The 11700-nt window shown below is 61.2% G+C and carries 12 protein-coding genes; 5 read left to right on the top strand and 7 right to left on the bottom strand.

Annotation, left to right across the window (positions count from 1 at the left end; translation table 11 throughout):
• Nucleotides 1-396, bottom strand: coding sequence for a Tat pathway signal protein (locus WEU32_RS02055; RefSeq protein ID WP_406852701.1), 396 nt, complete (start codon nt 394-396; stop codon nt 1-3).
• 77 nt (nt 397-473) lie between these two features.
• Between WEU32_RS02055 and WEU32_RS02050 the strand changes: the two genes are divergently transcribed.
• A complete protein-coding gene (locus WEU32_RS02050; RefSeq protein ID WP_312134722.1) occupies nt 474-950 on the top strand; it encodes an RNA pyrophosphohydrolase in 477 nt (158 codons plus the stop codon).
• 74 nt (nt 951-1024) lie between these two features.
• On the opposite strand, the gene WEU32_RS02045 is transcribed toward WEU32_RS02050, so the two are convergent.
• From WEU32_RS02045 to WEU32_RS02025, 5 genes are all read right to left on the bottom strand, one after another.
• The gene (locus WEU32_RS02045) at nt 1025-1291 is read right to left on the bottom strand and encodes an ATP synthase F1 subunit epsilon (protein WP_167174998.1); all 267 of its coding nucleotides are present in this window, start codon (nt 1289-1291) and stop codon (nt 1025-1027) included.
• A gap of 3 nt (nt 1292-1294) precedes the next feature.
• Complete coding sequence (gene atpD, locus WEU32_RS02040) at nt 1295-2821, bottom strand: F0F1 ATP synthase subunit beta (RefSeq protein ID WP_406852700.1); 1527 nt, start codon at nt 2819-2821, stop codon at nt 1295-1297.
• Between the two features lie 35 nt (nt 2822-2856).
• Nucleotides 2857-3732, bottom strand: coding sequence for a F0F1 ATP synthase subunit gamma (locus WEU32_RS02035; protein ID WP_312134717.1), 876 nt, complete (start codon nt 3730-3732; stop codon nt 2857-2859).
• Between the two features lie 33 nt (nt 3733-3765).
• A complete protein-coding gene (gene atpA, locus WEU32_RS02030; protein WP_312134715.1) occupies nt 3766-5298 on the bottom strand; it encodes a F0F1 ATP synthase subunit alpha in 1533 nt (510 codons plus the stop codon).
• A 66-nt stretch (nt 5299-5364) separates the two neighbouring features.
• Nucleotides 5365-5919 (bottom strand): F0F1 ATP synthase subunit delta, encoded by a 555-nt coding sequence (locus WEU32_RS02025; protein ID WP_312134713.1) that lies wholly within the window; start codon nt 5917-5919, stop codon nt 5365-5367.
• Between the two features lie 342 nt (nt 5920-6261).
• Between WEU32_RS02025 and WEU32_RS02020 the strand changes: the two genes are divergently transcribed.
• The gene (locus WEU32_RS02020) at nt 6262-7071 is read left to right on the top strand and encodes a TerC family protein (RefSeq protein ID WP_312134711.1); all 810 of its coding nucleotides are present in this window, start codon (nt 6262-6264) and stop codon (nt 7069-7071) included.
• A gap of 59 nt (nt 7072-7130) precedes the next feature.
• Here the strand turns inward: WEU32_RS02020 and WEU32_RS02015 are convergent, their stop codons facing one another.
• Nucleotides 7131-9293, bottom strand: coding sequence for a primosomal protein N' (locus tag WEU32_RS02015; RefSeq protein WP_406852699.1), 2163 nt, complete (start codon nt 9291-9293; stop codon nt 7131-7133).
• Nucleotides 9294-9323: 30 nt separating this feature from the next.
• On the opposite strand from WEU32_RS02015, the gene fsa reads away from it, so the two are divergent.
• From fsa to WEU32_RS02000, 3 genes are all read left to right on the top strand, one after another.
• Nucleotides 9324-9977 carry a fructose-6-phosphate aldolase gene (gene fsa / locus WEU32_RS02010; protein WP_167175020.1) on the top strand — a complete coding sequence of 218 codons (654 nt, stop codon included), beginning with the start codon at nt 9324-9326 and terminating at the stop codon, nt 9975-9977.
• Between the two features lie 71 nt (nt 9978-10048).
• Nucleotides 10049-10735 (top strand): DUF484 family protein, encoded by a 687-nt coding sequence (locus tag WEU32_RS02005; RefSeq protein ID WP_406852698.1) that lies wholly within the window; start codon nt 10049-10051, stop codon nt 10733-10735.
• Nucleotides 10714-11646 carry a tyrosine recombinase XerC gene (locus WEU32_RS02000; protein WP_406852697.1) on the top strand — a complete coding sequence of 311 codons (933 nt, stop codon included), beginning with the start codon at nt 10714-10716 and terminating at the stop codon, nt 11644-11646. The genes WEU32_RS02005 and WEU32_RS02000 overlap by 22 nt, the downstream gene beginning before the upstream one ends.
• The last annotated feature ends 54 nt before the right edge of the window (nt 11647-11700 follow it).

Genomic DNA, 11700 nt, shown 5'->3' with positions numbered 1-11700 from the left:
TCAGGTCACCATAACCGCGCCCAGCATGACGCGGGCACCCGTCCGGCCCAGAACGCGGTCGGCGGCACGCTGCAAGGCCCGCGTCAGGGATTCTACATCCGGCAGGGCCCCTGCAAGCAGATGCGTCGCTTCGGAGCGCACAGCCTCGTTAAAAGCGGCATTCAGGCGCGGGCGTGACAGCTTGGCATGTTCCAGCAAGGCACCGTCGGTGAAGACCAGCGTGCTTTCGACGGACATGACGCCGCGCCGCCCATGCGTACGCAGCACCGTGGCCGTGGCCAGCGGCATGGGCATTTCGCCACCACCAGACTTGGCCTCGCCCTTAGGGCTGGCCAAGGCCGGTTTCGAGGCGATAGAGGCCACCAGCATGAACATAAGAAGGGCGCGACGATCCATGACCCCAGTCTGCACCCTGACGTTTTAAAGTCCCGTTACGTCTAGCCCTTGGCTGAACCTCGGTTTAGCGTGGCGTTATGACGTTTGATCCCAGAGATTACCGACCCAATGTGGGGGTCGTTTTGTTCAACGAAGCTGGCAAGGTGTGGCTGGGCCGACGCGCCAATACGCCCCCGCCCTATAATTGGCAGTTCCCGCAAGGCGGCGTCGATGACGGCGAAGACCTTGAGGCCGCCGCCCGTCGCGAACTGAAAGAGGAAACCGGCGTCAGCAATGTCGCGTTTCTGGCCCGTACCCAGTCATGGGTCTATTACGACTTTCCCGACCATGCGCAGGGCCCCAAGGCGTGGCGAGGCTTCAAGGGCCAGCGCCAGATGTGGTTTGCGTTTCGCCTGACGGGTCCGGACAGCGAGATCGACCTGTTTGCCGATGACGAGGTCGAGTTCGAAGAATGGCGCTGGGCCGATCTTCACGAGGCGCTGGACCTGATCGTACCGTTCAAGCGCCCCGCCTATGAAACCGTGGTCGAGGCCTTCAAACATCTGGCAGCTTAAGAGCCGCCTATAGGCAAAAAGAAAGGCTCCCGACATCGCTGCGGGAGCCTTGATCTTTTGTCCGGTTATCCCGCTTAGGCGGTGATTTCCGAAGCCTCTTCGGCGAGGATCGTCAGACCCTCACCGTTGACGTCGGCGAAACCGCCTTTGACGTCGAAGCGACGACGGGCGTTGCCTTCGTAGATCGTGATCACGCCTTCGCGAAGGGTGGTCATGAACGGGGCGTGGCCCGGCAGGACGCCGAAGTCGCCCTCGACACCCGGTGCGTCGACCTGATCGACCTGGCCCGCGAAGATTTCGCGTTCCGGGGCGACGAGGGAGAAGTTCAGCTTACCGGTCATGGATTAGGCCTCAGCAGCCATCTTCTCGGCCTTAGCGACGACTTCGTCGATCGCGCCAACCATGTAGAAAGCAGCTTCCGGCAGGTGGTCGTATTCACCAGCCACGATGCCCTTGAACGAGCGGATGGTGTCAGCCAGCTCAACGAAGGCACCCGGGGTGTTCGTGAACTGCTCAGCCACGTGGAACGGCTGCGACAGGAAACGCTGGATCTTACGGGCGCGAGCCACGACCAGTTTGTCGTCTTCCGACAGTTCGTCCATGCCCAGGATGGCGATGATGTCCTTCAGCGCCTTGTACTGTTGCAGGGTTTCCTGAACCTGACGGGCAACGGTGTAGTGTTCTTCACCGATGACCAGCGGGTCCATGATACGCGAGGTCGAGTCCAGCGGATCCACAGCCGGGAAGATCGCTTGAGCCGCGATGTCGCGGTTCAGAACGGTCGTCGCGTCCAAGTGGGCGAAGGTACCGGCCGGAGCCGGGTCGGTCAGGTCGTCGGCCGGAACGTAGATGGCTTGAACCGAGGTGATCGAACCCTTCTTGGTCGAGGTGATGCGCTCTTGCAGGTTACCCATTTCGGTCGCCAGCGTCGGCTGATAGCCCACGGCCGACGGGATACGGCCCAGCAGTGCCGACACTTCCGAACCCGCTTGGGTGAAGCGGAAGATGTTGTCGACGAACAGCAGAACGTCCTTGCCTTCTTCGTCGCGGAAATATTCAGCGATCGACAGGCCGGTCAGAGCCACGCGAGCGCGGGCACCCGGAGGCTCGTTCATTTGGCCGTAAACCAGGGCGCACTTCGAGCCCACAGTCGAACCGCCATTTTCCTTCGGGTCGACGTTCACGTTCGACTCGATCATCTCGTGGTACAGGTCGTTACCTTCGCGGGTACGTTCACCCACGCCGGCCAGAACCGAGTAACCGCCGTATGCCTTGGCGATGTTGTTGATCAGCTCTTGCATGGTGACGGTCTTGCCGACGCCAGCGCCGCCGAACAGGCCGATCTTGCCGCCCTTGGTGTACGGGCAGATCAGGTCGATGACCTTAATGCCGGTGACCAGAATTTCAGCCGAGGTCGACTGTTGGTCGAAGGTCGGAGCGTCCTTGTGGATCGGACGGTATTCTTCGGTCTGGATCGGGCCCGCTTCGTCGATCGGCTGACCGACAACGTTCATGATGCGGCCGAGCGTGCCCGGACCGACCGGTGCCATGATCGACTTGCCGGTGTCCACAACGACTTGACCACGGGTCAGGCCTTCGGTGGTGTCCATCGAGATGGCGCGGACCATGTTCTCGCCGAGGTGCTGGGCAACCTCGAGAACCAGGGTGAAGGGCTCGCCGGTCTTCTGGTCGACGTTCTGGGTTTCCAGAGCGTTCAGAATGGCAGGCAGCGGGCCTTCGAACTGAACGTCAACAACCGCACCGATGACCTGGGCGATCTTGCCCTGGCCGGTTGCGGCAACGGTGACAGCGGTCTTCTTGGCGGCCGGCTTCTTGGCGGCGGGTTTCTTCGGAGCGGCGGTGTCGGTCATGGATGTGTCCGGTTCGAATAGGGTGTCGTTCAAGATCAGATGGCTTCGGCGCCAGCGATGATCTCGATCAGCTCGGTGGTGATCTGGGCTTGACGCTTACGGTTGTATTGCAGGGTCAGTGCATTGATGAGGTCGCCCGCATTACGCGTGGCGTTGTCCATCGCTGCCATCTGCGAACCGAAGAAGCCTGCTTGGTTTTCAAGCAGTGCAGCCAGGATCTGGGTGGTCAGGTTGCGCGGCAGCAGGGTTTCGAGAATTTCTTCTTCCGACGGCTCATACTCGTACAGAGCCGTGGCAGAATCAGTTGCTTGGGCATTCTCGATCACAGCCGGAACCAGTTGGGCACCGGTCGGAACCTGTTGGATCACCGACTTGAACTGGCTGTAGAACAGCTGGACCACATCGGCCTCGCCGTTCTCGAACATTTCGGCAATCAGCTCGGCAATCGGCTGGGCCGAATGCAGACCGACGGTCTTGTGTTCCGACAGTTCAAAAGTGCGAACCAGCTTGTCACCATACAGGCGAACCAGTTGGTCACGCGACTTGCGGCCGACAGCAATGATCTTCACGTCCTTGCCGTTGGCGATCAGGCTGTTGATACGCTCGCGCGCGGCCTTGATCACGTTCGACGAGAAGCCGCCTGCCAAACCCTTGTCGGCAGTGGCCACCACGATCAGGTGACGTTGATCCTCGCCGGTTCCGGCGAGCAGGCGCGGAGCATCCGCGCCTTGCACACCGGCGGCCAGGTTGGCGATCACCGAAGCCATACGCTGGGCGTAGGGACGGGCATTTTCAGCCTGTTCCTGCGAACGCTTCAGCTTGGCCGCGGCGACCATGTTCAGGGCTTTCGTGATCTTCTGCGTTGATTTAACGCTTCCGATCCGATTGCGCATTTCCTTGAGGCTGGCCATCCGGCGTTACTCTCGCTTCGGTTGGGGCTTCGGTTAGGCGAAGGTCTTGAGGAAGGCTTCCAGAACACCCTTCAGCTCGGCTTCGAGCTCAGAGGTCAGGTCCTTCTTGGTGCGGATGCCTTCCAGCAGCGAAGCATTGTTCGCGTGGACACGGGCCAGCAGCTCTTTCTCGAAACGGCCGACGTCAGCAACAGCGATACCGTCGAGGTAACCGCGGGTACCGGCATAAACCGACACGACCTGCTCTTCCATCGACAGCGGCGAGTACTGCGGCTGCTTCAGCAACTCGGTCAGACGGGCACCACGGGCCAGCAGCTTCTGGGTCGAGACGTCGAGGTCCGAACCGAACTTGGCGAAGGCAGCCATTTCACGATACTGGGCCAGCTCGCCCTTGATCGGGCCAGCGACCTTCTTCATCGCCTTGGTTTGAGCCGATGAACCGACGCGCGACACCGAGATGCCGACGTTCACAGCCGGACGGATACCTTGGTAGAACAGGTCCGATTCCAGGAAGATCTGGCCGTCGGTGATCGAGATCACGTTGGTCGGGATGTAGGCCGACACGTCGTTGGCCTGGGTTTCGATGATCGGCAGAGCGGTCAGCGAGCCCGAACCGTAGTCGCCGTTCAGCTTGGCCGAACGCTCCAGCAGACGCGAGTGCAGGTAGAAAACGTCGCCCGGATAGGCTTCACGGCCCGGCGGACGGCGCAGCAGCAGCGACATTTGACGATAGGCCACAGCCTGCTTGGACAGATCGTCATACACGATCAAGCCGTGCATGCCGTTGTCGCGGAAGAACTCGCCCATGGCGGTACCGGCGAACGGAGCCAGGAACTGCAGCGGAGCCGGTTCCGAAGCGGTCGCGGCCACAACGATGGTGTATTCCAGAGCGCCGGTTTCTTCGAGGGTCTTCACGATCTGCGCAACGGTCGAACGCTTTTGACCGATGGCGACGTAGATGCAGTACAGCTTGGCCGACTCGTCGTCGGTCTTGTTGACGGCTTTCTGGTTCAGGATGGTGTCGACAGCCACAGCCGTCTTGCCGACCTGGCGGTCACCAATGATCAGCTCGCGCTGGCCACGGCCGATCGGGATCAGGGTGTCGATCGACTTCATGCCGGTTTGCATCGGTTCGTGAACCGATTTACGCGGGATGATGCCCGGAGCCTTCACGTCTACGCGGCGACGCTCGGAGAACTCGATCGGGCCCTTGCCGTCGATCGGTTCACCCAGCGGGTTCACGACGCGGCCCAGCAAGCCCTTGCCGACCGGCACGTCCACGATCTCGCCCAGACGGCGCACATCGTCGCCTTCCGAGATTTCGGCGTCAGAGCCGAAAATCACGACGCCGACATTGTCGCGTTCCAGGTTCAGGGCCATGCCCTTAACGCCAGCCTTGGTGAATTCCACCATTTCACCGGCCTGGACATTGTCCAGACCGTGAACGCGGGCGATGCCGTCACCAACCGACAGTACCTGACCAACGTCAGACACGTCGGCTTCTACGCCGAAATTGGCGATCTGCGACTTAAGGATGGCCGAGATTTCGGCGGCGCGGATATCCATGTTGAGCTCTCTGGCTTTCGTCTTCGGTGCGGGCCTTGCGGCCCGGCTAAATCTTCGGGTTCGGGCTTAGGCGCGCTTCAGCGCAAAGGTCATCTGGTCGAGCTTGGTCTTCAGCGAGGCATCGAACAGTTTCGAGCCCACCTTGACCTTCAGACCACCCAGAATCGACGGATCGACACGGGTCGTCAGTTCCGGATCACGCCCCAGTGCGGTGCGCAGTTCCGATTGAATCTTTTTCGACTGGGCTGCGGTCAACTCTACGGCCGAGACAACCTCGGCAGCAACCACACCCGTCTTCTTGGCATACAGCGCCTCAAAGCCGGCCACGACACCCGGCAGGTCCGCTGCACGGCCGTTCACAGCCACCAGACCCAGCAGATTGCGGGTCACGGCGTTAAACTTGGCCTTGTCGGCAATGGCCAGCAGGCCCTTGGCCTGATCATCGGCACCGATGACCGGCGAGGTCGCCAGACGGCGCAAGTCCGCGCTGTCCTTCCAGGCTGCCTTCAGCGACGCCAGATCGGCGCGCACGGCGTCCAGAGCGCCTGTTTCTTCTGCCAGATCGAACAGTGCCTGAGCATACCGTTCGCCGACTTCCGTCGTCCTGAAATCGTCCGCCACTTATGTTTGGTCCGCATCTTAGCGTTTGCGTCAAAACCGGCCGCAGTTACCCACGCCGATCAAGGGTTTGATATGCTTGTAAAAAGCAATCCGGGGACGCATCTTTCGATACGCCCTTCGTCAAAGCCGCGCGGCCAATACCACGCAAGGCCGAAAGTCGCAACCAATGCGTACGGAACGATATCAGCGTGGCCGCACTGTTAGGTATGTTGATCGGCTCGACCTTGGTCGATGTCAGGCCAGCAAATGAGTTGGGGTGCGACGACAGGGTATCATCTGCCCCCTTGATACGCGTTCACGCTGGCGTTACCGAAAACGCTTCACATAACCTCAGGAATTTCGATGCTCGATAGCATAACCCCCTTGTTGACAGACCCAGCCGCATGGGCGGCCCTCGTGACCCTGGTGGTCATGGAAGTCGTCCTCGGCATCGACAACCTGATCTTCATCTCGATCCTGTCGAACAAACTTCCGCCGGAACATCGTCAGCGTACCCGTCGTATCGGTATCGGTCTGGCGCTGATCATGCGCCTGGGCCTTCTGGCGACTATCGGTTGGATCGTCGGACTGACGCAGCCCGTCTTTGATCTGGGTATCCATGGCGAAACCTTCGACACGGCCTTCTCTTGGCGTGACCTGATCCTGATTGCGGGCGGTCTGTTCCTGGTGTGGAAAGCCACCAAGGAAATCCACCACGCCGTCGATACGACCCCGTCGAATGATCACCTGCTGGAAAAAGACAAAAAAGACGTTGTCATCAACAATGTCGGCTCTGCCATTTTCCAGATCATCATGCTGGACTTGGTGTTCTCGATCGACTCGATCCTGACCGCCGTGGGCATGACCGAACATGTGCCTATCATGATGGTGGCCGTGATCATCGCTGTGATCGCCATGCTGGTCGCCTCTGATCCGCTGGCCAATTTCATCGACAAGAACCCGACCGTGGTCATGCTGGCTCTGGGCTTCCTGTTGATGATCGGTGCCGTGTTGATCGCTGACGGCTTCGGCGTCCATGTGCCCAAGGGCTATATCTATGCTGCCATGGCCTTCTCGGCACTGGTGGAAGGCCTCAACATGATGTCGCGAAATGCCAAGATGAAAAAGGATGCAGCCGAGGCGGCTATCGCCGACAAGGGCGCGGATATCTAACTCTCCCGTAGCCTAAAAATCAGGGCGCTGTGGAAACACAGCGCCCTTTTTCTTGGTCGTTACAGGAAACTGTAGGGGTCTACATCCACCGTCAGGCGCACCGAGGCCGGTATCTTTATCCGTCCCAGCCACGCCCGCAGGAAGGCCTGCATGTTTACATCGCGGTCGGCCCTAACCAGTAGCCGTTTGCGTCTGCGGCCGCGCACCAGCGCCAAAGGCGCATCAGCCGGACCATAGACCTCCAGACGCTCGGCATTGGGTATGGCAGCGGCCAATTCACGGGCGGCTTTCTCCAGTGCCTGTCCGTTCTCGCTGGACAAGATTAGTGCCGTCAGACGGCCATAGGGCGGCAGGCTACCCATTTCGCGCTCGGCCATTTCCGCCGCCACAAAAGCCTCGCGATCATTGGCGGCCAAGGCTTCCAGCACAGGATGTTCGGGGGTCCATGTCTGTAAGAAGGCCCGCCCCGGCTTGTCGGCACGGCCCGCTCGGCCCGTCGCCTGTGCCAGAAGCTGATAGGTGCGCTCAGCCGCCCGCAGGTCACCACCGCGTAGGCCAAGATCGGCATCCACCACCCCGACCAGCGTCAGGCGCGGGAAGTTGTGGCCTTTGGCCGCAGCCTGTGTGGCCACCAGAATATCGATTTCGCCTTCGGCCATGGATGTAATCAAGGCGCGCGCGGCCTCGGCATCCGGTACGGTGTCAGACGAGAACACCGCCGTGCGAGCTTCGGGGAATAACTGCCGCACCTCTTCTTCGACGCGCTCGACGCCTGGCCCGACCGAGACCAGCGTGTCCTCGGTTCCGCAGGCCGGACAGGCCTTGGGCTTGGGCATGGAAAATCCGGTCAGGTGGCAGACCAGTCGCCCGCTATAGCGATGCTCAACCAGCCATGAATCCGTATCCGGCGAGGTCAGGCGGTGCCCACAGGCACGGCACAGCACCACCGGCGCATAGCCACGCCGGTTCAGGAACAGAAGACTCTGCTCGCCCTTGGCCAGATTGGCCCCGATCTCTTCGCGCAGGGTATGTGACAGCCATGTTTGAGGATCAGGCGGGTTCTGGCGCAGGTCCACCAGCGCAATATCGGGCAAAACTGCGACACCATGTCGCGTTCGCAGCTTCAGCCAGCGATAACGGCCCTGTTGGGCATTCCAGAGTGTCTCCAAAGACGGCGTGGCCGAGGCCAGCACCACGGTTGCATTTTCGATCCGTGCCCGCGCCACGGCCAGATCGCGGCCATGATAAACCAGTCCTTCTTCCTGCTTGTAAGAGCCGTCGTGCTCTTCATCGACGACGATCAACGACAGATTCACATAGGGCAGGAACAACGCCGAACGCGCCCCCACCACAATATTGCAGCGCCCCGCTCTGACCGCTTCCCACACCTGACGGCGGCGTGGGGGCGTAACCCCCGAATGCCATTCAGCGGGTGCCGCCCCGAAGCGGTTTGTGATTCGCTCGATCAGTGCCTGTGTCAGGGCGATTTCCGGCAACAGGATCAGCACCTGAGCGTCCGGCTTTGCTGCCAGAAGCTCTGCGGCCGCTTCCAGATAGGTTTCCGTCTTGCCCGAGCCGGTAATCCCGTCCAGCAGGAAGGGCGCAAAGCCACCTGCTACAGCCGCACCGGCCATGGCCTTGGCCGAGGCCGCCTGATCGGGGTTCAGTACGATAGGGGCATGGTCGGGGCGCGGGCGGTCGAATGCGGCAATCGCCTCGACCTCGAAAACTTCCAGCACCCCCTCGTCCACCAATCCCTTGACCACGCCGGTCGAAACCGCCGCCGCCCGCGCAAGGTCTGCCGCTGTCATGCTGCGGTTCTGCAGGGCCTCCAGCACAGCCGTTCGTGCTGTTGTGGCCCGCTGGGGCTGGCGCATGCCAATACGGCGCACTCTGCGCTCGGGCTTGGGACGCGGCGCGCGAAGGCCGCGCAAGGCCCGCGAGGCCATTTCCCCCGGCGGATTCAGCGTCCAGCGCGCCGCCCATTCGACAAAATCGACCGTCCCCAGCGGCAAGAACGGATCACTGGCTTTCCGCTCGACCGATTTCAGCTTTCGGTTCGATCCGGTCGTCTCGAAGACATCCGACACAATCCCGCGCAGGAAACGCGGCCCCAGCGGCACATCCACCTGATCGCCGCGTGACAGATCCATGCCGTCGGGCACGGCATAGTCAAAGGCTTCCTGCACCGGCAGGGGGACGAGCACAGATGCGACTTTCACGAATACTCCACCCGCGCTAGGACTTGAGGCATGAAAATCTTCCTCGATACCGCCGACGTCAACGTCATCAAGGACATCCTGCCCACCGGTATGGTGGACGGGGTTACCACCAATCCGTCCCTTATAGCCAAATCGGGTCGAAACATTGCCGAGGTCATCGCCGAGATTTGCGCCCTCGTCGAGGGGCCGATTTCGGCAGAGGCCGTCGCCACCGACTATGAGACCATGGTCAAGGAAGGCGAAAAGCTGGCCGCTATCCACAAAAACGTGGTGGTGAAGCTGCCGCTGACCTGGGACGGCCTGCGCGCCACCCGCACCTTTAGCGACCGTGGCATCAAGACCAATGTCACCCTGTGCTTCTCGGTTGCCCAGGCCATGCTGGCCGCCAAGGCCGGTGCGACCTTTATTTCCCCGTTTGTCGGCCGTCTGGACGACCACGGTGCCGATGGCAGCTTGCTGATCGAAGAAATCCGCGCCCTTTATGATATGCAGGATTTCCAGACCGAAATCCTCGCCGCCAGCCTGCGCAACACCGCCCATGTCGAGGCCGCAGCCATTGCCGGTGCCAATGCCGCCACCCTGCCGCCGGAAGTTTTGAAGGCTCTGGTAAAGCACCCGTTAACCGACAAGGGGCTTGATGCGTTTCTTGCGGACTGGGGCAAGACCGGCCAGTCTATCCTGTAAAACCTGACCGAATATGGAGCGGTCCGAACGTGTCTCAATCAATGGATCACTCCGAGCTAGGTAATCTTGCCATGACTGCCGAACTTCAATCCGATCTGCATTGGCCTGAAGTTCGGCTATGGCTGGAAAGTTACGGCCAGCATCTGCTGGAAGACCGCGAACTGCTGGAACAGCTTGGCCTGAAGATCAGCGAAGCCAATGTCGTCGATTTTGGCCGCGCCGCCGTCAGCAAGATGGAAGCTAATGCCCAGCGCGAAGCGGGTGCCCGTCGCCTGATTGAAGAAATCTCGCGCACCAATTTCGCCGCCCAGACCCAGACCCATGTGGCATCTCTGGATCTGATGGAGGCCACCAGCCTGATCGAACTGTCGCGTCAGTTGGATATGAGCACACAGGCCCGTTTCGGTCTGGCGGGTGCCGCTGTTGCTATCGAAAAGCCGGGCACGATCCCGTTTGGCTGGAAGGCGCTGGAGGCGGGCCGTGTCGATGCCCTTCTGGGCGAGGATGGCCGTAACTGGCTGGGTCCGAACTTTACCGGCCTTGATCTGTTTGGTCCTGCCGATGGCGAGGTCAAATCGGTCGCCCTTGTGCGGATGAACCTGCGCTTCCCCGATCAGGACGAACCACGCCCTGCCCTGTGTGCCTTTGGCTCGACCGAAGACGAGGGCTTTACCCCCGCCATGGGTGGCGAACTGATCGCCTATGTCGCGCGCGTGTTTGAACGGATGGCCGGACGATGGCCGCTTCAGGAAGCCTGAACGCCGACCAGCTGCTGATGGCGTGGCTGGGTCATCTGGCCCATGAGCGCCGCCTGTCGGAGCGCACGCTGGAAGCCTATGGCCATATTGGCCGTCTCTATGTCGGGTTCATGGAACGCCATCGCGGCGAGACGCTGATGCTGGCCGATATGGGCACCATTTCGGCAGCCGAACTGCGCGCCCATCTGGCTGAACGGCGCAGTGGCGACAAGCCGTTGAATGCGCGTTCGCTGGCGCAGACTCTGGCGGCCATCCGCAGCTTTCATAACTATCTGGACCGTCGCTGTGGCGTGGATGCACCGCAACTGGCGCTGGTGCGCGGGCCGCGTGTCAAACCGTCCCTGCCGCGCCCTGTGACCGAAGATCAGGCCTTGGGTCTGCTTCAGGAACCCGGCTCTGATCCCGATATGGAGCCATGGGAAGCGGCGCGTGATCGTGCCGTCCTGACCCTGCTTTATGGCTGTGGCCTGCGGATTTCCGAGGGCCTGTCGCTGAAACGCAGTGATGCACCGCTAGGCGACAGCCTGAGAATTACCGGCAAGGGGACCAAGACCCGTATTGTTCCGGTGCTGCCGCAGGTGATCGAGGCCGTGGACGACTATGTGCGCCTTTGCCCGTGGCCGCTGGCCTCCGAGCAGGCCCTGTTCAGAGCCAAACGCGGCGGGCCCTTATCGCCCCGTCAGGTTCAGGCCACCGTACAGCGGCTGCGCGGAAGGCTGGGCCTGCCGGCCTCGGCCACCCCCCATGCCCTGCGTCACAGTTTTGCGACCCACCTTCTGGGAGCGGGGGCCGACCTGCGCTCGATTCAAGAGCTTTTGGGACATGCCAGCCTCTCGACCACGCAGAAATATACGCAGGTCGATGCCGCCGCCCTGCTCAAGGCCTATGAAGCCGCCCATCCTCGCCGCTAGGGCGGGAACCGCCCCCTAAATAACATCGTTCAGCCTGTGGTGATTTCTCCAAGG

It is taken from the genome of Brevundimonas sp. BH3 (assembly GCF_045345115.1).
GTDB lineage: Bacteria > Pseudomonadota > Alphaproteobacteria > Caulobacterales > Caulobacteraceae > Brevundimonas.
This window is presented reverse-complemented; position numbering and strand designations above follow the sequence as displayed.